Raw genomic sequence first — 23,114 nt, 5'->3', positions numbered from 1 at the left:
CCACTAGCCTGGAATCATGATCCCCCGCTCCCGCGCCACCGGTCGGGCAATCTTCTACCAGGCCTTCTACCGGCTGCCCCTGCCGGTACGCCGGCGTCTGGTCAAGCTGGCCGTGCCCAAGTACATCGTCGGTGCGGTCACCCTGGTCCGCGACTCCGAGGCGACGGGTGCGGGCCGGTTGTTGATGCTGCGCCAGCCGCCCGGCAAGGGGTGGTCGCTGCCCGCCGGCCTGCTCGACCGGGGTGAGGCGCCGGTGGCGGGCGCGGCCCGGGAGCTGTTCGAGGAGTCCGGCATCCGGCTCCCCCCGTCCCGGCTGCGCCCCGCCGTCCCGAACGCGATCGTGCACGCCAAGGGCTGGGTGGACGTGGTCTTCGAGACGGAGGTGCCGGCGTCCGACACCGAGCTGGTGGTGGACGGCGCGGAGGTCTTCGAGGCTGCCTGGCATCCGCTGGACGACCTGCCCAAGCTGACCTGGCCGACCGCCCGGCTGCTCGCCTACTACGACATCGGGCCGCTGGCCGGGCAGTTCCCGCCACCGGTGCCCGACACTCTGCCGTGACCGCGACGGCCGGCGTACCGGCCCAGGTGTGCGCGGTGGTGCTCGCCGCCGGCGAGGGCACCCGACTGCGCCCGCTCACCGAGCGGGTTCCCAAGGCGCTGTGCCCGGTGGGCAACGTGCCGCTGCTGGACCGGGCGCTGGCCCGGCTGGCCGGGCTCGGCCTGGCCGGTCCCGGGCACGTCGCGGTGAACGCGTGCTACCTCGCCGACCAGGTGGTCAACCACGTCGGCGACCGCGCACACCTGTCGGTGGAGCCCGGCGATCCGCTGGGCACCGCGGGCGGGGTGGCCAACCTGCGGGACTGGATCGACGGCCGGCCGGTGCTGGTCGGCAACGCCGACGCCTACCTCGCCGACCCGTCGACTCCCCCCGGCCCCGACGTCGCCGCGCTGCTGGACGGCTGGGACGGGCACACCGTGCGCCTGCTCGGCCAGCCCGCCGAGGACCCGACGGCGCCGGGGACCTTCGACGGGCACTGCTTCACCGGCTTCTCGCTGCTGCCCTGGCGACTGGTCCGTGACCTGCCGGTGGTCTTCTCGGACCTGGTACGCGCCGTCTGGCGGCCCGCCGAGGCGGCCGGCGACCTGGAGGTGGTGCCGTACCCGGGCACTTTCTACGACACCGGCACCCCGGCCGACTACCTGGCGGCCAATCTGCACGCGGCGGCCGGCGGGGCACTGGTCGACCCGTCCGCGACGGTGACCGGCCGCTGCGTGGAGTCGGTGGTCGGCGCCGGTGCGCGGGTCGACGGCGAGGTACGCCGCACCGTGGTGTGGCCGGGGGCGGTCGTACGCGCCGGGGAACGTCTGCACGACGTGATCCGGTTCGGGGACGGCTGCACCGTGCCCGCCGCCGCGCACGGTGCAGCCGCGGCGGCTCCCCCTCCGGGTCCGGCCGGAAACATCTAGCATGGGCGACGACGCCGACGAACGGAGAAATGCCCCGTGATCACCGCGATCGTGCTGATCGACTGCGCCACCGACGCGATTCCCGAGGTGGCGGAAACCCTGGCCAACCTCCCCGGCGTCAGCGAGGTCTACTCGGTGGCCGGGCACGTCGATCTCATCGCCATCGTCCGGGTCCGCGAGTTCGACCAGATCGCCCAGGTCATCGCCGGCAGCATCTCCAAGGTCCCCGGCGTACTGAACACCGAGTCGCACATCGCCTTCCGGGCGTACTCGCAGCTCGACCTGGAGGAGGCGTTCGCGATCGGCCTCGCGAGCGCCGACTGACCCGCCGCCCGGCCTCGGACGCACAGCGGCCGGTCCACCCGCGCGGGTGGACCGGCCGTCTGCTGCCGCTGGGTCAGCTCTCGCTGGGAGCCGGCACCTCGGTGGAGCCACCGCCCGGAGCCGGCGACTCGGTGGTGCCGCCCGGAGCCGGGGATTCGGTGCTGCCGCCCGGAGCCGGCGACTCGGTGCCACCCGGGCTGGGCGTACCGCTGGCGCTGGCCTGCGGGACCGGGATACCGAGCTGGTTGGCGAGCTGCACCAGCTCGTCGTAGTGCGCCTGGAGCGTCGGCAGGGCGGTCTGGGCCAACTGGACCACCGACTGCTCGGAGCCCTGCGAGATCTCCGTCTGGGTGGCCTGGATGGCCTGGACGTGACCGGCCAGCTCACTGGTCACCCAGAGCCGGTCGAACTCCGCGCCGCTGGCGTTGTTCAGCTTGTCGATGACCGCCTGCTGATCGGCGCTGGGCTCGTTCGGCAGTTCCACGTTGAGCTGCGACGCGGTCTGCTGCACCGTCTGGTCCAGCTGGGTGTGGTCGGTCTTGAACATCGCGCCCAGGTCCTTGACCCCCTGGTTCTGACCCTTCTGCTGGGCCAGGTCACCTGCGGTGATCTCGAACAGGTTCACCTGGTGCACCGCCTGCAGATACTGGGTGTCCTGCGTCGACGGCTGTGCCGCGGCCTGCGCGGCCGCGGCCGGCGCAACGCCGACCAGTACCAGCGCGGCCAACAGGCCGAGGCGTTTGATACCCAACATGTTCCCCCCCTTGAGACGTTGGACCGCACGGATACCCGGCTCACCGGGGTTATTCCTGCGATCCCCCCTCGCGCGGGGTCGGCCGGTCCCGCCGTGGCCGTCCGACTCCTGGTCGGATGGGCGGTGGACGTGGATACGACGGGGCGCCCGCCGGAATTCCGGCGGGCGCCCCGTAACGGTGCGATCGGGCGGTCAGCGGCGGCTCTCGCCGCTGCCGATCTCCTCACGTTCGGGTCGGGCCTCGACCGGCGGGTGCCCCGGCGAGACCGGTGCCTCGACCGGCTTCTCGATCGGGTAGAAGAAGCCCCGGATGGCCGGGCCGAGGGCACCGAGCCGGTTCATCTTCTTGGGCACCACCCAGCCGACGTACTCCAGCCCGCCGTGGCCGTCCGCGTGTCCGTTGGACACGCTGAGCGGCTGGTGCACCTCGACGAACCGGCCGTCCGGCAGGCGCCGGATGATGCCGGTCTCCACGCCGTGCGCGAGCACCTCCCGGTCGTGCTGTTGCAGGCCCAGGCAGAGCCGGTAGGTGACGTAGTACGCCAGCGGCGGGACCACCAGCAGGCCGATCCGGCCCGCCCAGGTCATCGCGTTCAGGCTGATCTGGAACTTGTCCGCGATCACGTCGTTGGCGCCGGAGAGCGTCAGAACGACGTAGAACGCGACGGCCATGGCGCCGACGGCGGTCCGGGCGGGAACGTCACGGGGCCGCTGGAGCAGGTTGTGACTCTTGCGGTCCTTGAGGTGCCGGGCCTCCAGGAACGGGTACATCGTGGACAGGCCGACCAGGATGCCGGGCAGCACGACAGTCGGCCAGAACAGCGGCGGAATGACGTACCCGTCACCGAGCGGGATGTTGATCTGCCAGGCCGGCATGAGTCGGGTCGAGCCGTCGAGGAACATGACGTACCAGTCGGGCTGGCTGGCGGCCGAGACCACCCACGCCTCGTACGGGCCGAACAGCCAGATCGGGTTGATCTGGAACAGACCGCCCAGCAGCGCGATGACGCCGAAGACGACCATGAAGAAGCCGCCCTGCTTCAGCGCGTACCGCGGGAACATCCGCTCGCCGACCACGTTGTTGTTGGTCCGGCCCGGGCCGGGCCACTGGGTGTGCTTCTGCTTGAAGACCAGGCCCAGGTGGACGCTGATCAGCGCGACCAGCAGACCCGGGATGAGCAGCACGTGGGCGATGAAGAACCGGCTGATGATGATCGTGCCCGGGAACTCACCGCCGAAGACCGACGCGGTGACCCAGGAGCCGATCACCGGGATGGACAGCATGATCGCCGAGGCGATCCGCAGGCCGGTGCCGGACAGGCCGTCGTCGGGCAGCGAGTAGCCGGTGAAGCCGGCCAGGAAGCCGACCCAGAACAGCAGCGAGCCGATGATCCAGTTGGTCTCACGCGGCTTGCGGAACGCGCCGGTGAAGAAGACCCGCAGCATGTGCACGACGATCGCGGCCATGAACAGCAGCGCCGCCCAGTGGTGCATCTGCCGCATCACCAGGCCGCCCCGGACCTCGAACGACAGGTCCAGGCTGGAGGCGTACGCGGCGGACATCGGGGTGCCCCGCATCGGCGCGTAGCTGCCGTCGTAGACCACCTCGGTCATCGCCGGCTCGAAGAAGAAGGTGAGGAACACACCGGTCAACAGCAGCACGACGAACGAGAACAGCGCGATCTCGCCGAGCAGGAACGACCAGTGGTCCGGGAAGACCTTGTTCAGCAGCTTGCGCAGCGGGGTGGCCACCTGGAAGCGGTCGTCCACTCCCACCGCGGCCTTGCCCGGCGTCGCCGCAAGGTCAAACTTTCGACGCTTCATGGCCGCTCCCAGAAATCAGGCCCGACGGTCTCGGTGTAGTCGGACTTCGCCACGAAGAAGCCCTCGGAGTCCACCTCGATCGGCAGCTGCGGCAGCCGCCGGCTGGCGGGGCCGAAGACGGGCCGGGCGTTGTCGGTGATCAGGAACTGGGACTGGTGGCACGGGCAGAGCAGCCGGTTCGTCTGCTGCTCGTACAGGCTGGCCGGGCAGCCGGCGTGCGTGCAGATCTTGGAGAACGCCGCATAGTCGCCCCACATGTAGTCGCCGTGGCCGATCCGCTCGTTGGCCCGGCGTGACTGCTCCGCGTCGCTGCTGCGCAGGTGGATAAGGAGCGTCGGCGAGTCGGCGTGCTTGTTGCTCACGCCCTCCTCGATGCCGGGGAAGACGGTGATCTGACCACCGGCGCTGACGTCCGCCGGCCGGACCGGTCGGCCGTCCTCGCGGACCAGACGGATCCGCTCACCACCCTCGGCCGCGCCGAACCCGGTGGTGAACATCTGGTTGTTCTTGTGCGGCTGCGAGATCAGACCGCCGACCAGCGGCGCCGCCGCGACCGCGCCGACCGGCGCGAGGCCGGCCAGCAGCGAGATGCCGAGCAGCGGGCGACGCTTCACACCGAGTTCGTCGGCCAGGTAGAGCATGGTCTGACCGGTGATGGTGCGCCCCTCGGCGTCCACCACGCCCTCGTGCCGGTCCTGGATCGAGACCTCCTTGGGCAGCAACTTCTTGCCCCAGGTGAGGATGCCGAAGCCGACGGCGAGCAGAGCCACGCCGAGGGTCGCGCCGAGCAGCGGCGTGTAGAACTTGTCGCCGCCGCGGCCCGGCTCGTACTGCCACGGCCACCAGATGTAGATGGCCAGGAAGGCGGTCGCCGCCAGGCCGGTGATCAGGAAGAAACCGGCCACGACCCGGGTGAGTCGACGCTCGGCCTTGGTGCCGGGCAGCACCTGCGGCTCGTAGTGCACGATCTCGATGTCGTCCCGACGTGCGCCCTCGCGGACGATGTCGAACCGGGTCAGCGTGGGGTCGTTCACGTCGAGCGGCTCCCGGCCCTGCGGGGCCTGGTGCTCGGTGTGCGTGCTCATGCCGTCACCTCGCTACGGGTGGCACCGAGCGGCACCACGGCACTGAAACTGACGATCCGCTCGGTCACGACTTACCCGCAATCCACAGGCTGGCGAAGACGAGCGCCACGATGCCAACCAGGAAGATCGCCAGGCCCTCGGTGGACGGCCCGTACCGGCCGAGGTTGAACCCACCCGGGTCCTGGTCGTGCTTCAACGTCTCCTGGATGTAGGCGATGACGTTGGCCTTCTGCTCCGGCGTGAGCTGGTTGTCGCCGAACACGGGCATGTTCTGCGGGCCGCTCAGCATCGCCGCGTAGATCTGCCGATCGGTCGCCGGGTGCAGGCTCGGGGCGAACTTGCCCGAGGAGAGCGCGCCGCCGCCGCCGCCAAGCGAGTGGCACGAGGCGCAGTTGATCCGGAACAGCTCACCGCCGGCGGCGATGTTGCCATCCTCGTGCAGGTCGTCGCCGGTCGGCACGACCGGGCCGCCACCGAGTTCCTGGATGTACTCGGCCAGCTGGCGGGTCTGCTCGTCGGTGAAGACGGGGGGCTTGCGGTGTGCCTGGGCCTCCTGCCGCGCGAGCGGCATCCGGCCGGAGCTGACCTGGAACTCGACCGAGGCCGCGCCGACGCCGATCAGGCTCGGCCCGCGACCCTCGACGCCCTGGGCGTTGCGTCCGTGACAGCTCGTACAGCTCACGTCGAACAGCGCCTTGCCCTCGGCGGCGGCACCGGTCAGCGGCGGGTTGTCCTGCGCCTGCGCACCGGGGGCAAAGACGGTGTAGGCACCGCCGGCGAGCATCAGCGCGGCGATCAGCCGGACCGCTGCGCCCAGCCGGCGGCGGCCCCTGCTGCGCACGGCGGGCCGCCCGCGCAACCGCGCGAGCAGACCGCGTCGGCGGTCGTTGTCAGAAGTCATGAGCGGTGTCCTTAACCGGTTGGACCTGTCTCAGGGGACGGAGCAGCAGTGCGGAATGTGACGCGCAAGATCACTGAAGCCAGTAGATCATGGCGTACAGCCCGATCCACACGACGTCGACGAAGTGCCAGTAGTACGACACGACGATCGCCGAGGTCGCCTGCGCCGGAGTGAACCGGCCCATGGTCGTACGGACCATGAAGATGATGAAGGCGATCAGACCGCCGGTCACGTGCAGGCCGTGGAACCCGGTGGTCAGGTAGAACATCGACCCGTAACCGTCTTCGTTGATCTTGACGCCGTCGGCGACCAGGTGCCGGTACTCGTTCAGCTGGCCGAGCACGAAGATCAGGCCCATCACGAAGGTGACGGTGAACCAGCGCCGCAGCGCGTGCACGTCACCCTTCTCCGCCGCGAAGACGCCGAGCTGGCAGGTCACCGAGGACAGCACCAGGATCACCGTGAAGGTGGTCGCGTACGGAATGTTCAGCGCCTCGGTGTGCTTCTCCCACTGCTCCGGCGCAGCCGCGCGGATCGAGAAGTACATCGCGAACAGCGCCGCGAAGAACATGAGTTCGCTGGAGAGCCACACGATCGTCCCGACGCTGACCATGTTCGGTCGGGTCAGAGAGTGGATCCGGCTCTTGTCAATGGCTGGGGCCGCAGTCACGCCGTCATTATTGCCCCTGACCGGGGCCGGCGATCAGCGGGGTGGCAAACCTGCGCCTTCCGTGGCCCGGGCGTCAAGGTCCGGTTCGCCTGGCCTAGCCTGAAAAGCGTGCTGCACGTCGATCCGATCCTCGCCGCCACCTCGGCCCCGCCGCCGTTCACCATCGGCGCGGTGTTGACCGAGACCCGGCTGGACAGCTGGCTGGCCCTCGGGCTGATGCTCGCCGCCGGCCTCTACCTCTACGGGGTGCACCGGCTGCGCCTGCGCGGCGACCGCTGGCCGGTCGCCCGGACCGTCTTCTTCCTCGGTCCCGGCCTCGGCGGCATCGCGCTCGTCACGCTCAGCGGTCTGCACGCGTACGACACCGCGCTGCTGTCGGTGCACATGATCCAGCACATGGTGCTGTCCATGGTGTCGCCGATCTTCCTGGCGCTGGGCGCGCCGATGACGCTGGCCCTGCGCACCCTGCCGGTCGGGCCACGCAAGCGCCTGCTGGCGATCGTGCACAGCCGCGTCGCCCGGGTGTACAGCTTCCCCCTGGTGGCGTTCGCCATCTTCGTGGTCAACCCGTTCGCGCTGTACTTCAGTGACCTGTACCGCTTCACCCTGGAGCACGCCTGGGCACACGAGCTGGTGCACGCGCACTTCATCATGACCGGCTGCGTGTTCTTCTGGCCGCTGCTCGGTCTCGACCCGCTGCCCGGCCGCTGGCCGTACCCGGCGCGGGCGCTGCTGATGCTGCTCTCTGTGCCGTTCCACACCGTGCTCGGGCTCACCATCATGCAGAGCACCACACTCTTCGGCGGCGACTGGTACCCGTCGCTCAACCTCGGCTGGGCCGACCCGAAGGCCGACCAGGTGCTCGCCGGCGGCATCCTCTGGGCCGGCGGCGAGTTCGTCAGCGTCACCATGCTCGCCGTGCTGGTGGTGCAGTGGGTCAAGCAGTCCGAGCGGGAGGCCCGCCGGGTCGACCGCGAACTGGACCGCCAGGAGGCCCGCGAACGCGCCGCCGACGCCGCGCCCGCCTGAGCTGCGCAGACGGTACGCCCCAGGGCCGGTGTCGGGCGGGATGTCGGCTACGTCACGTCGACCGGTACGATCGGCGGGCAGCTACGAGGTGGGAGCCTGTTCAGCCATGAGCGATCGTCTGTGCACCGTCTTGCTCTACAGCGACGACCCGCAGGTCCGTGACCGGATGCGGCTCGCCGTCGGCACCCGGCCCGCGCCCGGCCTGCAGATCGAGTTCGTCGACGCGTCGACGTACGCCGAGACGATCCGCCTGGTCGACGACTACGAGATCGACCTGCTGCTGCTCGACGGTGAGGCCAGCCCTGGTGGGGGCATGGGCATCGCCCGGCAGATCAAGGACGACCGGGACGACGCTCCGCCGACCTGCCTGGTGATCGCCCGCGCCGCCGACCGATGGCTCGCCGCGTACGCCGAGGTCGACGCGACGCTGGTGCACCCGCTCGACCCGGTGACCACCGGAGGCACGGTGGCCGAGCTGCTGCGGACGCACGCACCCGCCTGACGTCCCCCGCTCTCCGGCACCGCCACGGCGTCGGACGAGTCGGCGCCGGTTCCAGCCCACCCGCACTTCGTACGCTCGGGAGGCCCGCCATGGGCGATCGGACCTGGCCGCACCTGCTCAACTCGCTGCTGCGCGGCGAGGAGCTGTCCACCGCCGACACCGCCTGGGCGATGGGCGAGATCATGGCCGGCTCGGCGGGCGCCGCACAGGTCGCCGGCTTCGCCGTGGCGCTGCGCGCCAAGGGTGAGACCTCGGCCGAGCTGGCCGGGCTGGTCGAGACGATGCTCAGCAGGGCCGTCCCGGTCGACCTCCCCGACGAGCTGCGCTCCACCGCACTGGACGTGGTGGGCACGGGCGGTGACCTCGCCCACACGGTCAACATCTCCACCATGGCCGCGCTGGTCGTGGCGGGCGCCGGCGTCCGGGTCGTCAAGCACGGCAACCGGGCGGCGTCGTCCTCCTGCGGCACCGCCGACCTGCTGGAGTTCCTCGGCGTGCCGCTCGACCTCGACCCGGACGCGATCGTCCGCTGCGTCACCGAGGCCGGCATCGGGTTCTGCTTCGCGGCCCGGTTCCACCCCGGGATGCGCCACACCGGGCCGGTCCGCCGGGAGCTGGGCGTGCCCACCGTCTTCAACTTCCTCGGCCCGCTGACCAACCCGGCGCGCCCCCGTGCCGGCGCCGTGGGGTGCTTCGACTCGCGGATGGCACCGGTGATGGCCGGCGTGTTCGCCGCCCGGGGTGACTCGGTGCTGGTGATGCGCGGCGAGGACGGGCTGGACGAGTTCACCACCGCCGCGCCGACCCGGGTCTGGGCGGCTCAGGGCGGCACCGTACGTGAGGCCGTGCTGGACGCGACGGACCTGGGGGTACCCCGGTCCACCCTCGCCGACCTGCGCGGCGGTGACGCCGCCTACAACGCGGGCGTGGCCCGCCGCCTGCTGGCCGGCGAGACGGGTCCGGTCCGGGACGCGGTGCTGGTCAACGCGGCGGCGGCGCTGGCCACCCAGGGCGGGCTGGACGGTGACCTGACCGAGGCGCTGCGCGCCGGCCTGGACCGCGCCGCCGAGTCGCTCGACTCCGGCGCGGCTGCCGCGACCCTCGACCGCTGGATCGAGACCGCCACCACCGCCTGACCGGACCCCGCCGCCGGTCCCGACCCGGCGCTTGGGATCCCGGATCCGCGGTCTCCACCAGCCCCGGACACCCCGAGTTCCAGGATGTCCAGTGGATCACGCACGGAAATTGTCGGACCCGGGTGGGAAAGTACAGCCGAGTAGTTCTCCGTTCCCGTCTGTGCGCGGCTGTCGCATCCTCGGGGGCGGGTCGCCCGTAGTGATGAGGAGACACCCGTGTCGCACCGCGAGCTCCACTGCGACGTCTGTGCGGGCGTGGCGCCGTTCGAGACGCCGCCCTGCGTCGACGGCCACGGCGCCGACTGCCCCGAGCTGATCTGCACCGGCTGCGGCACCGCCGTGGTGATCGCCACCTTCGCCTTCCGGGTCACCCGGCTGGCCGACCACCGACGCCGTCAGCCCACCCAGCGCCGCGCCGCCTGAACGGCCCTCGCGCCGGTCACCCATGACGAAGGCCCGCTCCCCATCGGGAAACGGGCCTTCGCGGCGGTACGGGTCGGTCGCGGCGGCGACCGGGTGGATCAGTGCTCGGCGGTACGCCGGGTGCCGGTGTAGTACTCGAACAGCAGCCCGCAGGCGGCGAAGACGACCGCCAACAGGCCGGCGCCGATCAGCCAGAACTGCCAGAACACCATGCCCAGCGCGGCGACCGCGGCGGCCAGCGCCAGACCGAACGGCCAGTAGCTGCCCGGGCTGAAGAAGCCGATCTCACCCGCGCCGTCGGCGATCTCGGCGTCCGGACGATCCTCCGGACGCAGGTCGATCCGGCGGGACACGAACCAGAAGAAGCCACCACACATCGAGCAGAGCAGGAACGACAGCAACAGGGCGACGGTGCCCACCCACTCGACGTTGCCGGACTCACCGTGCGTCCAGGCGCCGTACAGGATGGTGGCACCGAAGAGGAACCCGGCGATGATCAGGAAGATACGCCACTCGGTCTTCATGCGGCTGCCTCAGCTTCCCGTGCGGGCCGGAACGTCGTCCGGGTTGAAGTTGTCCTGCGTCCGCCGGGTGTCGAACGGCTGCGTGGTCTGCGCGTACGGCTGCTCACCGATCGCGGTCAGCGCGTCCTGGGTGGACTTGCCGCTCTGCTTCGCCGCCAGGAACTGGTCGTACTTCTCCGGCGAGACCACCCGCAGCTCGAAGTTCATGAACGCGTGGTAGCTGCCGCACAGCTCGGCGCACCGCCCGACGTAGGCGCCCTCGGCCTCCAGGCTGGAGACCTCGAACACGTTGCGGATCTTGCCCGGCATGACGTCGCGCTTGAAGAGCAGCTCCGGCACCCAGAAGGAGTGGATGACGTCGCGGCTGGTCTCCTCGAACCGGATCGACCGGTTGGTCGGCAGCACCAGCACCGGGATGACCTCACTGGTGCCGAGCGTCGACGCGGTGGTGCGGGCCTCCGTGCCCTGCCCGTCGCGGTAGTTGAACTGCCAGTTCCACTTGAACGCGACGACCTCGACCGTGACGTCGGGGTTCTTCGACAGCTTGTCGACGTCGGTCTGCACGATCGCGGTGTAGTAGAAGAGCACCGAGACGATCAGGATCGGCGCGATGGTGTAGAGGAACTCCATCGGCATGTTGTAGCGGGTCTGCACCGGCAGCGCGTTGCCACGCTTGCGGTAGCGCACGACACACCAGAAGATCAGGCCCCACACGAAGACGCCGACCGCGAGGGCGGCGATGCAGGAGGCGATCCACAGGTCGTACATCCGCCGGGACTCCGCCGAGATGCCCCCCTGCGGCCAACCGAAGCCGTCGAACGTCGCGCCGACGTCACAGCCCGTGAGCAGGACCAGCAGCGCCACGCCGCCGAGACCGAGCCCGGCCAGCCGACCAGCACCGCGCCGCCGGCGTCCACCGGCCCCCTGGGAAGCGCTGTGCCGTACGGCCGACGGCCGTACCTCCGAACTCCTTGCGACCACCTGGTCCTGCCTCCCTAGCGCGCCGCGGTGCGTCTTTCCTCGGCACCCACGACAAAGGCGTCACCGACGGTCGCAGATTACTCGACCATGACGGGCTCGGCCGTGGTGGGGTCACTGTCCGCCCCCATCGGGGGGATCCTGGGCATACCCTCGCGATAGCGTACTGATCTGTGAGCGCTTCCCCGGTCTACCTCGACGCGGCGACCGCCGCGCCGACACATCCGGTCGCCCGGCAGGCGCTGCTGGCCGCCCTGGAGGACGGCTGGGCCGACCCCGGCAAGCTCTACACCCAGGCCCGCCGCGCCCGGCAACTTCTCGACGCCGCCCGCGAGGCCACCGCGCAGACGCTCGGCGTCCGCGCCGACGAGCTGTCCTTCACCCCCAGTGGTACGACCGCCGCGCACGGCGCGGTGCTCGGTGGCCTGGCCGGGCGGCACCGGATCGGGTCGACGCTGGTGCACTCGGCGATCGAGCACTCCGCCGTCCTGCACGCCGCGCAGCGGCACGTCGGGGCTGGCGGCGTCGCGCACGCGGTGCCGGTGGACCGGCTGGGCCGGCTGGATCTGACCGCCTGGTCGGACGCGGTACACGCCCCCGGGGTCGCGTTGGCGGCGCTGATCAGCGCCAGCCACGAGGTGGGCACCGTGCAACCGGTCGCCGAGGCGGCCGCGGCCTGCGCCGACGCCGGGGTGCCGCTATACGTCGACGCGGCGCAGTCGGTCGGCCGGGTGCCGCTGCCCGCCGGGTGGTCGGTGCTCACCGCCAGCGCGCACAAGTGGGGCGGGCCGCCCGGGGTGGGGTTGCTGGCGGTGCGCAAGGGCACCCGCTGGGAGTCACCGTGGCCGGCCGACGAGCGGGAGGGTGGTCGTACCCCCGGGTCGGTGAATCTGCCCGCGGTGGTGGCGGCGGCGGCGAGCCTGCGCGCGGCGGCGGCCGACGCCGCGGCCGAGGAGACCCGGCTGGCGCCGCTGGTGGACCGGATCCGGGCGCGGGTCGCGGCGGAGGTGCCCGACGTGGAGGTGGTCGGCGACCCGGTGCTCCGGCTCCCCCACCTGGTGACCTTCTCCTGCCTGTACGTCGACGGCGAGACGCTGCTGCACGCGCTGGACCGGCGCGGCTTCGCGGTGTCGTCCGGCTCGTCCTGCACGTCGTCCACGTTGCGCCCCTCACACGTGCTGGAGGCGATGGGGGTGCTCTCGCACGGCAACGTCCGGGTCAGCCTGCACCGGGAGACGACCGAGGCGGACGTCGAGCGGTTCCTCGCCGAGCTGCCCGGGATCGTCGCCGCACTGCGCGCCGAGGCCGGGGTGGTGGGGCTGTGACGATGCCCGACGAGGTGCTCGACTGCCGGGGTCAGCGCTGCCCGCTGCCGGTGATCGCGGCGGCCCGCCGGATGCCGCAGGTGCCGGTCGGCACGGTCGTCCGGGTGCTCGCCGACGATCCGGCGGCGGCGGTCGACATCCCCGCCTGGTGCCGGATGCGCGGCCAGGAGTTCCTGGGATCGGTAACCGGCCCCGAAGGCCCCGCCTACGACATCCGCCGCACCCACTGAGGAGAGCCGATGGACGAGGAGCCCTACCAGCGACTGGCCGGTGCCCCGCGGGGACGCCAGCGATGCCGGGCATTGAAGAGCGGGAGCGTGCCCAGCCCAGCGGGCAGACCTCCGCTGGGCTGGGCACGCCGCACGTTCACCTAGCGGAGAGTGGTGGAAGGGCCATGGGCGCCGGATCGAGGGCCGTTCCATGCCGCGGCCCCGTACGGCATCTGCTGCTGACTGGCCTCCTTCACCGATCCGTGCGCCCGCGCAAGCCCGCTTGCCGTGCTCGACCGCATCTCGGCCAGCCGCGGCATCGCAGGATTAGCGACAAGCATCGATACCGCTGGTGTCCTGTTGGCGTACTGACCGAGGTACGGGCTCTGCGCGGTCTCAGGAGAGTGATCTAGACGCGGCCCAGAGTGCGTAACGGTGGGCCGGAGCGGCCACGTCGGCGGGCCGAACGGATCGAGCTGTCGACGCAGGACGGGATACCTGTCCTCGGTGCGGAACGCGTGCTGGACCAGGTTCCACGACCGGGCACCGAGGCCGGGCCGATCGATCCTGATCTGCTCGACGGCCCCGTCCAGGAGACGACCCAGGGCATCCGGGTCGTGCAGGGTGGCGCTGTCCCGGACGACGAGTTCGTAGGTCGGCGCGGACCAGTGCCGCTGGCGCAGCACGACTTCGGCGGGCCCGTTGAGCGCCGTGTCGACCCGGAGGTTCAGCTCGGCGTTCTTCAGGTCGCCGACGGCGAACTGGAGCGTGGTCGGTGAGGTCACCGACGCCCAGGCTCGCGGTTGCCCCTCGGGCGACGACATCTTGGCGATGCCGGCCCAGAGGTGATCCGTCTTCCTCCGCTCATCGCCGACGGCCTTTCGGTACGGCGACAGCGGAGCCGACCCGGCGCCCCGGACCGCCGCCATCGACGCGGCGGACTCGACGCCGCCCGGGTCGCTCTGGGCTAGGGGGTTGGCACGGCCGTGTCGGGATCGCAGAGCTGCGGCGATCGCCGTCCAGCGCGCGTCGTTCCAGGACCAGTCCTGCCCCGCCTCGCCCTGCCAGAGGCCGAGCTTGTCGAGGTGCCGAGCGAGGTCCTTACGGAGCAGCTTGCGGTCTTCGTCGTCGCCGACGGACCAGCTCTTGAGCATGTCGAGGTCGGTGAGGATACCGTGCAGTACGTCGACCTCGGCGCGATCGGCCGAGGTCAGACGGACCGGCCCGGCCACCCGGAGAGGTTGCCGGGTGAGGTGTCGCGGTGGCTCGCCGGAGCGGGCCCGATCCTGCGCCCACACGATGGCCCGCCCGACGCGCCGACGCCCGCTGACCCAGACGTCGCTGAACCCGTCGCGTTGCCAACGACCGAACCGCTTGAGCACACCGGCCTTGGGTGGCAGCTCGATCGGTGTGATCAGCTTGTTGGCCGCTGCCGCTCCGGAAAGGTTCTCCTGGAGAACCTGCACGAACTGCTCGCCGGAGCGGGGCTGGCTGCTCACTTCGGCGACGGCACCGGCAAACCGCGCCGCCTGGCGGTGCCGGGGTTCGTGGGTCCGCAGGTACGTCTCGCCGGCGCCGGTGACCGCCAGGACACCGGCGGCCGTGAGGATCACCGGAAGCGCCACCGGAGCGGCGATCATCCCGGCACCCGCCGCGATGCCGTAACCCAGCGCGCCCGCGGTGGTGGCCGGCACATGCTTGTAGATCATCTGGGTACGTTTGGAGATCTCGGTAGGCCGTTCGACGAGCTGGTTGATCTTGCGCTGGTCAAGTACCCGCGCGGTGTCCTGGCTGAACTTGGCCAACCACGGGTAACGCTGCGGATCGGCGGCGCGGGGCAGCACGCGATCGTCCACGGCCACGCCGTTGACGATCGCGTCCAGCAGGGTCCGGACGACACCCAGCCGGAACCGGGCGTCCCAGGCCGCCACCGCCATCGCGTCGCGGAACTCGTGGTTCTTCAGCGCGCTCCAACCGGCCCCGTAGGCCAGACCTCGTCCCAGGCCGGACAGCACACCGGCGTCCGCGAGTCCGGCCGCGCTGCCGGCGAGATGACCGATCACCTGGGACGGCACCTGCGCGGCGGAGTACTGGGTGCCGGTGCGCAGCATATTGTGCCAGATCTTCGGCATTCCGTTGGGCAGCCCTCGATCGACCAGGTCGTAGCTCTGCCGCCCCTGCTGCCGACCGAACATGCCGACAAACCGCCGCAACAGTCGACGGCGGTGGCGCAGGTCGCTGACCTTGTCGGCCACCTCCCGGTCGATCGCGTTCGCCAGCGAGCCCACCTCCTCGGCGAGCCCTCTGAGGCCGACCTTCAGGTGCTCCGGAACCGGGAGCCCGGCTTTCAGGGACTCCGCCCACCGTCTGTACAGCTCCAGCGTGTAGTGGAACGCGTTCTCCACATACCGATTACGGCGGTGGTCCGGGCTGCCCTCCAGTGCGCGTGTGAAGCGGTCCCTCGCCCGTCCCTCCCACAGGTCGAACACCCAGTCCGAGCCGGCGCCGGCCAGCAGGCTCTGCCCGCCCTGCAGCGCGGTCGAGAGGCCGGCCAGGTCCCACCGGTGCACCTTGTGCCCCTCGACGAGAACCTGCCCGTTCGCGTCCAGCACCGCGCGAACGTCGAGGCCCACCAGACCGGTCACCAGACCGGACGCCGCCGCCATCGACAGCGCGGGGGGCGCACGTTTGGTCATCTGAGCGATGGGCAGCCCGAGCGTGCTCTTCGCCGATCGCCCCCGCTCACCCCACCGCTTCGGGGCCGTCAGGACGACCTCCGGTGCGACGTTACGGCTCGCGTTCGCCGCCAGCGCGTCGGACGCCGCCTGGACGATGTTCATCGTGCCCGTCCCGGCGACCGAGGATCCCATCAGCGCCATCGCACGCGGCGGGTCATTGCTCAGCCCACCGGCGAAGGTGGTCCCGATCGAGGACGCGGCGACCATCCGCCGGGCGAGATGGTCGGCGAGGGAGGCCTTGCCGGTCAGGTGGGCGGGCCGGTCGACGCCCCAGACCGCGGTGTCCGAGTGGCCGTGATCCACCGCCGCGAGTTCCTCGTCGATCGCTCGGAGTTCGGCCCGTAGCACCTCCGTGGTGTGCGGCATCGAGAGGTGCTTCTTCAGCCATCGCTTCGGTCGGGTCGTGCCCCACGCACTGCCGCCGAAGTGGATCCGCCGCAGGATCGTCCGCTTGGCGTGCAGGGCCTCCGCGCTGTTCGCCCGCAGGGTCCCGGTAAGGCCGACCACCCCCTCGGCGGCGACTTGGGCGAACAGCCCCGCGAGGCCAAGCACGAGGGACCGGTCGCTCGCGTCCGACCGGATTTTCAGTCGACCGTCGACGAGCAGAGCGGAATCGGTCAGCGCTTCCGTCCACTTGTCCACGGGAACGACGTCGACGGGCACGGTGTGCTGTTCGGCGGAGAGCAGCGGCCTGGTGCCGCCCGGCGCCGCGAACTCGACGGTCAGCGTCGCTTTGCCGGTGTCGATCGTCGCGGCGGGCAGGGCACTGCCGTGGGCGAGCGCCAGCCGCACCGCCGCCGCCGCGTACCCGAGGATCTCCCGATCGCTTCCGCCGAGATCGCTGCGGTGGTGCAGCATCATCCGACGGACCCGGGAAGGGTCGGCTCGCCCGTCCCGGATGAACCGACGGTGCATCGTGGCCAACAGGTGCTCGCCTCGCCGCGCCGCGCCGTGGTGGTCCCGCAGCACATTGAGCGAACGCAGGGCCTCGACGACCGCCAGCTCCCCCGCCCGCTGCGCGCCGGGAGCCGCGTCGAGCGGGTGCATCGCCTCGACGACCGCGTCGACCCTCGCCCGATCCTGCGGGGTAAGCGCGTTCTGCCAGCGGGACCGGTTTGCCTTGGCGAAGCGTGGCCGCGGGTCGGACTGCCACTCCGCGACGCGCGGCGGGCTGGCGTACTGCGCCGTGACAGGGCGCACGGTTGCTGATCCCACTGAGGCCGGTGCCGCCCGCCGGCTAACCGCGGTCAGCTCGGGAAGGACCTCTTCCGGCCTCTGCGTCCGCACCGGCGTCACGACGGTCCCGCCGCCATCGAGCAGGTGACTGGCCGGCCGAACGAGGATGTGGTCGACGCCGTGATCAGCCGGCCTGATCGGCACCACACTGCCGAAGCCCCCGCCCGCCAACACCTCACGGGGCACCGCACCGGCATGTGCAGCCGGTCGGCCCGAGCGAGGCCGATCTCGATGAGGACGGACGCGGACAGAGCGCCCACCATCCGCTCGACCACGGCCTCGGCCGGGTTCGCAGGACGTCGAGGGCTGACTCCGACCCGAGCGCGTCCTCAGCCCAGTGGATGAGGTGCCGACCGGGCACCGGCGCGGCCAACAGCACCGGCTCCTGCCAGAAGCTCAGGTGCACACCCGAGGGCACCCGGGTGAGGAGAAAAGCGGGGCACTTTCCACCCAGGGTGCCTTTCATGACCATCCTCCCGTCTGTCGCTCGTGCCCGTAACAACGGGTTGTCGAGTTACAGCGAGGTGGTCGGAAGGTTCCCGCGAGCCGTCCTGCCGGTGAAGCCCTGTCCGTGGGTCACCGCCGGGGAGCGCAGGCGTGGGCCAGCTCGACCAGCATCAGGTGGAACTCTTTCTGCGTGCCGAGCGGTGCGGTAGCCGGATCGAGCATGGACACCTCCAACTAGTCGGCATCGGCAAGCCGAAGCTCGGGCATATGGAGACCGGGCGCTACCAGCAGTTCCCGGAGGACATCGCGGCCGTGCTCCGGGCCTGCGGAGCGGATCAGCCCGCGATCGACCGACTCACCACGCTCGCCACTCGGTCAGACGCCAAGACCTGGTGGGCACCGTGGGCCGCGGTGATGCCCGACTGGTTCAAGACGTACGTGGGCTTGGAAGGGCTGGCCGACGGCGCGTTCGTCTTCGAGTCCATGGTCATCCCCGGTCTGCTCCAGACCGAGGACTACGCCCAGGCGCTGACCCTCGGCACCGGGTTCGTCCGCCCGGACCACGCCGAGCGATTCGTATCGTTTCGGCAGACGCGGGCCCGACGGCTCACCGACGACGACCCGCTCGTCCTGCACGCCGTGATCGGCGAGGCGGCCCTGCGGCTACGGGTCAACGGTGACGAGACCCGTCGCGCCCAGCTCGCACACCTGGTCACCATGTCCGAGTTGTCGAACGTGACCGTGCAGGTGCTCCGCCCCGAGGACGGGCCGCATGCCGCAACGCCGCTCGGCAAGTTCGTCCTGCTGGACTTCGTTCACGTCCGGCCGATCGCCTACACCGAGGTGCTCGACGGGGCGATGTACGTGCAGGATCCGGACGGTGTGCGGACCTATAACATGGTGGCAGACAATCTGCGCCAGGTCGCCCTCTCGCCCGCCGAATCGCGCGCGTTGATCAGGGAGCTGGCCGGCGCGGCCTAGCCCCGGAGGCCACCGTGTCCACCCCCAACCTCGCCACCGCCCGCTGGTTCGTCAGCAGCCGCAGCGCCAACAACGGCGACTGCGTGGAGTGCGCCGTCCTGCCCGGTCAGATGGCGGTGCGAGACAGCAAGGACCGCTCGGGCCCGGTGCTCGTCTTCCCCGCGTACCAATGGTCAGCCTTCATCGCCGTGACCGCAGCCGGTGGGCTCGGAGCGTCCCGCTAAAACCACCCCGCACCCCATGACGCTCGGCCTGCCGCTTCCAGCTCAGGCAGCGTCGCGCCCCAGCCGGTGCGCCTCGGTGGTGTGCACGCGCCAGCGAGCACAGCACCGCGGGCAACCAGGAGCTCGCTCACGGCAGGAGGTGGGCGCGTACCTCGTCGGCCGCGGTGTCGCCATACGACTCGGCGAGCCGCTTGACGAACAGGTCGGGGCGGACGTCGTACTCCTGGGTGCCGACCGTCTCCAAGACCAGCGTGGCCAGCAGCGAACCGACCTGGGCGGCGCGTTCCAGACCGAGCCCCCAGGAGAGCGCGGTGAAGAAGCCGGCCCGGAAGCCGTCGCCCACCCCGGTCGGGTCGACCGCCCGGATCTCCCGCGCGATCGGCACGTGGATCGGGTCGATGCCACGCCCGGCGATCTCCACACCGTGCTTGCCCAGCGTGGTGACCCGCACCTTGACCAGGTCCAGCAGCTGGTCGTCGCTCAGCTGCGCCTTGCTCTGCAGCAGCGACTTCTCGTAGTCGTTGGTCATCAGGTACTCGGCGCCCTCGATGAGCGCCACCACGTCCTCGCCGCCCATCCGGGCGAGCTGCTGCGACGGGTCGGCGGCGAACGCGTACCCGCGGGTGCGGCACTCGGCCGAGTGCCGCAGCATCGCCTCCGGGTCGTTGGCGCTGACCAGCACCAGATCCAGACCGCCGAGCCGGTCGGCGACCGGCGCCAGCTCGATGTTGCGGGCCTCACTCATCGCGCCGGCGTAGAACGACGCGATCTGGCACATGTCGGTGTCGGTGGTGCAGACGAACCGGGCGGTGTGCGCCACCTCGCTGACGTGCACCGAGTCGCAGTCGACGCCGTGCCGCTCCAGCCAGGAACGGTAGTCGGCGAAGTCGGCGCCGACCGCGCCGAGCAGCACCGGGCGCAGGCCCAGCTGCCCCATGCCGAAGGAGATGTTCGCCGCCACGCCGCCGCGGCGGAGCACCAGGTCGTCCACCAGGAAGGACAGCGACACCTTGTGCAGTTGATCGGCGATGAGCTGGTCGGCGAAGCGACCGGGGAAGCTCATCAGGTGATCGGTGGCGATCGAGCCGGTCACGGCGATCTTCATGTCAACCCTCGGGGTCGGGAGCAGGGCGCGGTCAGCCTACCGGCCCGGCAACCCGATGGTGTCCGGTCGGTCGGACATCGGCAACCGAGCGGTAACCCGCCTGCCGGGAGCGCTCCCCGACACGAACGACGGGGCCGCCCCGAAGGACGGCCCCGTCATCGCTGGTGCGTGGTGCGCGACTCAGTTGAACGAGTCACCGCAGGCGCAGGAGTTGCCCGCGTTGGGGTTGTCGATGGTGAAGCCCTGGGCGTCGATCCGGTCGGCGAAGTCGATCGTCGCGCCGGACAGGTACGGGGCGCTCATCCGGTCGACGACGACCTCGACACCACCGAAATCGGTGACGACATCACCGTCGAGCGAACGCTCGTCGAAGAAGAGCTGGTACCGCAGGCCGGAGCAGCCACCCGGCTGCACCGCGACGCGGAGCCGCAGGTCGTCGCGGCCCTCCTGCTCGATCAGGGCCTTGACCTTCTGCGCCGCGACGTCGGTGAGGACGACGGAAGTAGGGGCCTGGGCCTCGGTCGACTCGGTCTGCGCTGGCGTGGTCACGTGGAAGTCTCCCTGCGCGGTTTGGGTCCGGACGCACTGGCCAACGCCGCGCGCCGTCCAGTGATTCCCGGTTGTGGTCCTTTCCCGATCGTACGCCGCCCCGGCCGGACGCACCCGCGTGGCGTGACCCCCGCCGCAGGTCGACCCGGTCGTGACCCGGACGACCGGACGACTCGGACCGCTCAGCGGCTCCACTGCCGGGCCAGCCGGGCGCCCAGCTCGCGCAGCCCGTCCGCGGGGCGGCTCAGCGCGGCGTCGAGCCCGCCGGCCCCCTCCCCACCGAAGTGCTCCACCAGGCTGTACGCCTCGGTCACCCCGGCCGACGCGGCCTCCCGTCGGCCGGTGCTCACCTGGCCGGCCACCACCACGCAGGGGACGCCCCGGTCCCGCGCCGCGCCGGCCACTCCGGCGACCACCTTGCCGCGCAGCGACTGGTGGTCGAAGGACCCCTCGCCGGTGATCACCAGGTCGACGGTGTCCAGCGCGGCGTCCAGTGCGGTGGCCCGGGTGACCAGGCCGATGCCCGACTCGCAGCCGCCACCCAGGGCGAGGATGGCCGCGCCGAGACCACCGGCGGCACCGCCACCGGGCAGCACGCCGAGACCGACCGGGCAGCCGGGCAGGTCCCGTTCCAGCACGCGCGCGAAGCGCTCCAGCGCGGCGTCGAGCAGCAGGACGTCGGCGCGGTCGGCGCCCTTCTGCGGGCCGAACACGTTGCTGGCGCCGTGCAGGCCGAGCAGCGGGTTGTCGACGTCGGTGGCGGCCACCAGCCGGGCGTCGCGCAGCCGGGGCGCGCCGTCGAGGGCGTCGACCAGGGCCAACGCCGCCCCGCCGTACGGCAGTGCGGCACCCGCCGCGTCGAGGGGTGTCACGCCCAGCGCGGCGAGCATGCCGGCGCCGGCGTCGTTGGTGCCGGAACCGCCCAGCCCGATCACCACCGTCCGTGCGCCGCTCTCCACCGCGGCGGCCACGAGCAGGCCCAGCCCGTACGAGGTGGTGGTCTTCGGGTCGCGTTCGGCGGCGGCGAGCAGGTGCAGCCCGCACGCCTGGGCGCTCTCCAGGTAGGCGGTCGCGCCGTCGGCGGTGAGCAGGATCTCACCGGCCGCCGGCCGGCCCAGCGGGTCGACCGTCGGCACCGGTACGCGCCGACCGCCGAGGGCCTCGGCGAGCACCTCCACGAAGCCCGGCCCGCCGTCGGCGAGTGGCCGGATCAGCAGATCGTCTCCGTCGGTGACGGTGCGCCAACCGACTGCGACCGCGGCGGCCACCTCCGGTGCGGGCAGGGTGCCGGCGAACTTGTCCGGGCAGAGCAGCACGCGCATGCCGAGCAGTGTGGCAGCCCACACCGACGGACGCGGTGGCGCGCTCGCGCTGTGGGACCATGGGGGACGTGACTTCGACCTGGGTGGAACCCTCCAACGCGGCGACGGCTCTGCTGCTGCTCGGCCGGGGCAGCGACCCCGACACCGAGCGCGGCGTCGAGTGTCCGGGCGACCTGCCGGCGCCCAGCGATCCGGATCTGGTGGCCCGTGCCACGGCGGCGAAGGCGAAGCTGGGCAGCAAGGTGTTCGTGCTGGGGCACCACTACCAGCGCGACGAGGTGATTCAGTTCGCGGACGTGACCGGCGACTCGTTCAAGCTGGCCCGGGAGGCGGCGGCGCGTCCGGACGCGGAGTACATCGTCTTCTGCGGCGTGCACTTCATGGCCGAGAGCGCCGACATCCTCACCACGGACAGCCAGCGGGTGATCCTGCCCGACCTGGCGGCGGGCTGCTCGATGGCGGACATGGCCGTGCTGGGCCAGGTCGAGGCCGCCTGGGACACGCTGACCGAGCTGGGCATCGCCGCGGAGACCGTCCCGGTGACGTACATGAACTCCTCGGCTGACATCAAGGGCTTCGTCGGCCGCAACGGTGGCGTGGTCTGCACGTCGTCGAACGCCAAGCGCGCCCTGGACTGGGCGTTCGAGCAGGGGTCGAAGGTGCTCTTCCTGCCCGACCAGCACCTGGGCCGCAACACGGCGGTGCTGGAGATGGGCCTGTCGCTGGACGACTGCGTTCTCTACGACCCGCACAAGCCCGGTGGCGGCCGCACGCCGGAGCAGCTGCGCGACGCCAAGATGATCCTCTGGCGGGGGCACTGCTCGGTGCACGGCCGGTTCACCCTGGAGAGCGTCAACGACGTCCGCGAGCGGGTGCCCGGGGTGAACGTGCTGGTCCACCCGGAGTGCCGGCACGAGGTGGTCACGGCCGCCGACCACGTGGGCTCGACCGAGTACATCATCAAGACCATCGAGGCGGCGCCGGCCGGCTCGGCGTGGGCGCTCGGCACGGAGCTGAACCTGGTCCGCCGGCTGGCGTTGGCCCATCCGGACAAGCAGATCATGTTCCTGGACAAGGCCGTCTGCTACTGCTCGACGATGAACCGGATCGACCTGCCGCACCTGGTCTGGGCCCTCGAGGAGCTGGTCGCCGGTCGGGTGGTCAACCAGATCACGGTGGACGCCGACACCGCCCACCACGCCCGGGTGGCACTGGACCAGATGCTCGCCCTGCCCGGCGCATGATTACGATCCGTGACGCCTTTGGCACACAAAAGCGCCGGATCACCGATTAATGCCACACACGCCGATGTGACCGAGTCCTTTTCGTCACCGAGGGCTATGCTGCCGGAGCGACGACGC

At 71.2% G+C, this 23,114-nt stretch carries 23 protein-coding genes; 12 read left to right on the top strand and 11 right to left on the bottom strand.

Translation table 11 applies throughout. The annotated features are described in order from the left end of the window. Nucleotides 1–16 precede the first annotated feature (16 nt). The 3 genes from O7620_RS02865 to O7620_RS02855 are packed head-to-tail and all read left to right on the top strand — an operon-like array spanning nucleotide 17 to nucleotide 1,791. Nucleotides 17–559 (top strand): NUDIX domain-containing protein, encoded by a 543-nt coding sequence (locus O7620_RS02865; protein WP_278121771.1) that lies wholly within the window; start codon nucleotides 17–19, stop codon nucleotides 557–559. Further along, nucleotides 556–1,467, top strand: a complete 912-nt coding sequence (locus tag O7620_RS02860; protein WP_278121769.1) for a sugar phosphate nucleotidyltransferase — start codon at nucleotides 556–558, stop codon at nucleotides 1,465–1,467. Before O7620_RS02865 ends, O7620_RS02860 begins: the two co-directional genes overlap by 4 nt. A gap of 36 nt (nucleotides 1,468–1,503) precedes the next feature. After that, nucleotides 1,504–1,791, top strand: coding sequence for an Lrp/AsnC ligand binding domain-containing protein (locus tag O7620_RS02855; RefSeq protein WP_151489524.1), 288 nt, complete (start codon nucleotides 1,504–1,506; stop codon nucleotides 1,789–1,791). A 73-nt stretch (nucleotides 1,792–1,864) separates the two neighbouring features. On the opposite strand, the gene O7620_RS02850 is transcribed toward O7620_RS02855, so the two are convergent. From O7620_RS02850 to O7620_RS02830, 5 genes are all read right to left on the bottom strand, one after another. Beyond that, nucleotides 1,865–2,545: a DUF4142 domain-containing protein gene (locus O7620_RS02850; protein ID WP_151489525.1), complete on the bottom strand. Its 681-nt coding sequence runs from the start codon at nucleotides 2,543–2,545 to the stop codon at nucleotides 1,865–1,867. Between the two features lie 192 nt (nucleotides 2,546–2,737). After that, complete coding sequence (locus O7620_RS02845; protein WP_278121766.1) at nucleotides 2,738–4,369, bottom strand: ubiquinol-cytochrome c reductase cytochrome b subunit; 1,632 nt, start codon at nucleotides 4,367–4,369, stop codon at nucleotides 2,738–2,740. Continuing rightward, nucleotides 4,366–5,454 carry a Rieske 2Fe-2S domain-containing protein gene (locus O7620_RS02840; protein ID WP_278121764.1) on the bottom strand — a complete coding sequence of 363 codons (1,089 nt, stop codon included), beginning with the start codon at nucleotides 5,452–5,454 and terminating at the stop codon, nucleotides 4,366–4,368. The genes O7620_RS02845 and O7620_RS02840 overlap by 4 nt, the downstream gene beginning before the upstream one ends. A 64-nt stretch (nucleotides 5,455–5,518) precedes the next feature. Continuing rightward, nucleotides 5,519–6,355 (bottom strand): c-type cytochrome, encoded by an 837-nt coding sequence (locus O7620_RS02835; RefSeq protein WP_278121762.1) that lies wholly within the window; start codon nucleotides 6,353–6,355, stop codon nucleotides 5,519–5,521. A gap of 70 nt (nucleotides 6,356–6,425) precedes the next feature. After that, complete coding sequence (locus tag O7620_RS02830) at nucleotides 6,426–7,025, bottom strand: heme-copper oxidase subunit III (protein ID WP_151489529.1); 600 nt, start codon at nucleotides 7,023–7,025, stop codon at nucleotides 6,426–6,428. A 99-nt stretch (nucleotides 7,026–7,124) separates the two neighbouring features. On the opposite strand from O7620_RS02830, the gene O7620_RS02825 reads away from it, so the two are divergent. The 4 genes from O7620_RS02825 (at nucleotide 7,125) to O7620_RS02810 (ending at nucleotide 10,115) form a co-directional block, all read left to right on the top strand. Then, nucleotides 7,125–8,054 (top strand): cytochrome c oxidase assembly protein, encoded by a 930-nt coding sequence (locus O7620_RS02825; RefSeq protein ID WP_278126828.1) that lies wholly within the window; start codon nucleotides 7,125–7,127, stop codon nucleotides 8,052–8,054. Nucleotides 8,055–8,160: 106 nt separating this feature from the next. Next, a complete protein-coding gene (locus O7620_RS02820) occupies nucleotides 8,161–8,556 on the top strand; it encodes a hypothetical protein (protein ID WP_151489530.1) in 396 nt (131 codons plus the stop codon). An 89-nt stretch (nucleotides 8,557–8,645) separates the two neighbouring features. Further along, on the top strand, nucleotides 8,646–9,692 hold the full coding sequence (gene trpD / locus O7620_RS02815; RefSeq protein WP_278121759.1) for an anthranilate phosphoribosyltransferase: 1,047 nt from the start codon (nucleotides 8,646–8,648) through the stop codon (nucleotides 9,690–9,692). A 216-nt stretch (nucleotides 9,693–9,908) separates the two neighbouring features. Further along, nucleotides 9,909–10,115, top strand: a complete 207-nt coding sequence (locus O7620_RS02810) for a hypothetical protein (protein ID WP_278121757.1) — start codon at nucleotides 9,909–9,911, stop codon at nucleotides 10,113–10,115. 98 nt (nucleotides 10,116–10,213) lie between these two features. On the opposite strand, the gene O7620_RS02805 is transcribed toward O7620_RS02810, so the two are convergent. Together O7620_RS02805 and coxB are read right to left on the bottom strand one after the other, a co-directional pair. Beyond that, complete coding sequence (locus O7620_RS02805) at nucleotides 10,214–10,639, bottom strand: cytochrome c oxidase subunit 4 (protein ID WP_151489533.1); 426 nt, start codon at nucleotides 10,637–10,639, stop codon at nucleotides 10,214–10,216. A 9-nt stretch (nucleotides 10,640–10,648) separates the two neighbouring features. Continuing rightward, complete coding sequence (gene coxB, locus O7620_RS02800; protein ID WP_151489534.1) at nucleotides 10,649–11,620, bottom strand: cytochrome c oxidase subunit II; 972 nt, start codon at nucleotides 11,618–11,620, stop codon at nucleotides 10,649–10,651. A gap of 170 nt (nucleotides 11,621–11,790) precedes the next feature. On the opposite strand from coxB, the gene O7620_RS02795 reads away from it, so the two are divergent. Both O7620_RS02795 and O7620_RS02790 read left to right on the top strand, forming a co-directional pair. After that, complete coding sequence (locus tag O7620_RS02795; RefSeq protein WP_278121752.1) at nucleotides 11,791–12,942, top strand: aminotransferase class V-fold PLP-dependent enzyme; 1,152 nt, start codon at nucleotides 11,791–11,793, stop codon at nucleotides 12,940–12,942. Then, nucleotides 12,939–13,172, top strand: a complete 234-nt coding sequence (locus O7620_RS02790; protein ID WP_151492120.1) for a sulfurtransferase TusA family protein — start codon at nucleotides 12,939–12,941, stop codon at nucleotides 13,170–13,172. The genes O7620_RS02795 and O7620_RS02790 overlap by 4 nt, the downstream gene beginning before the upstream one ends. A 140-nt stretch (nucleotides 13,173–13,312) precedes the next feature. Here the strand turns inward: O7620_RS02790 and O7620_RS02785 are convergent, their stop codons facing one another. Then, nucleotides 13,313–17,089 carry a hypothetical protein gene (locus O7620_RS02785; protein WP_278121750.1) on the bottom strand — a complete coding sequence of 1,259 codons (3,777 nt, stop codon included), beginning with the start codon at nucleotides 17,087–17,089 and terminating at the stop codon, nucleotides 13,313–13,315. 633 nt (nucleotides 17,090–17,722) lie between these two features. Here O7620_RS02785 and O7620_RS02780 point away from each other — a divergent pair. Then, nucleotides 17,723–18,553 carry a helix-turn-helix transcriptional regulator gene (locus O7620_RS02780; RefSeq protein ID WP_278121748.1) on the top strand — a complete coding sequence of 277 codons (831 nt, stop codon included), beginning with the start codon at nucleotides 17,723–17,725 and terminating at the stop codon, nucleotides 18,551–18,553. A 14-nt stretch (nucleotides 18,554–18,567) separates the two neighbouring features. Next, nucleotides 18,568–18,777, top strand: a complete 210-nt coding sequence (locus O7620_RS02775; RefSeq protein WP_278121747.1) for a DUF397 domain-containing protein — start codon at nucleotides 18,568–18,570, stop codon at nucleotides 18,775–18,777. Between the two features lie 127 nt (nucleotides 18,778–18,904). Here the strand turns inward: O7620_RS02775 and O7620_RS02770 are convergent, their stop codons facing one another. From O7620_RS02770 to O7620_RS02760, 3 genes are all read right to left on the bottom strand, one after another. Further along, entirely contained in the window at nucleotides 18,905–19,882 is a 978-nt protein-coding gene (locus O7620_RS02770; RefSeq protein WP_151492125.1) for a carbohydrate kinase family protein, read from the bottom strand. A 180-nt stretch (nucleotides 19,883–20,062) separates the two neighbouring features. Beyond that, nucleotides 20,063–20,431, bottom strand: a complete 369-nt coding sequence (erpA, locus tag O7620_RS02765) for an iron-sulfur cluster insertion protein ErpA (RefSeq protein WP_007463211.1) — start codon at nucleotides 20,429–20,431, stop codon at nucleotides 20,063–20,065. 182 nt (nucleotides 20,432–20,613) lie between these two features. Beyond that, nucleotides 20,614–21,753 (bottom strand): glycerate kinase, encoded by a 1,140-nt coding sequence (locus O7620_RS02760; protein WP_278121743.1) that lies wholly within the window; start codon nucleotides 21,751–21,753, stop codon nucleotides 20,614–20,616. 68 nt (nucleotides 21,754–21,821) lie between these two features. Here O7620_RS02760 and nadA point away from each other — a divergent pair, with 68 nt between their 5' ends. Beyond that, nucleotides 21,822–22,997 (top strand): quinolinate synthase NadA, encoded by a 1,176-nt coding sequence (nadA, locus tag O7620_RS02755; protein WP_278121741.1) that lies wholly within the window; start codon nucleotides 21,822–21,824, stop codon nucleotides 22,995–22,997. Nucleotides 22,998–23,114 lie beyond the last annotated feature (117 nt).

Source organism: Micromonospora sp. WMMD710 (assembly GCF_029626045.1).
Lineage (GTDB): Bacteria > Actinomycetota > Actinomycetes > Mycobacteriales > Micromonosporaceae > Micromonospora.
The sequence above is the reverse complement of the archived record's forward strand: the minus strand, read 5'-3'. Positions and strand labels throughout refer to the sequence as shown.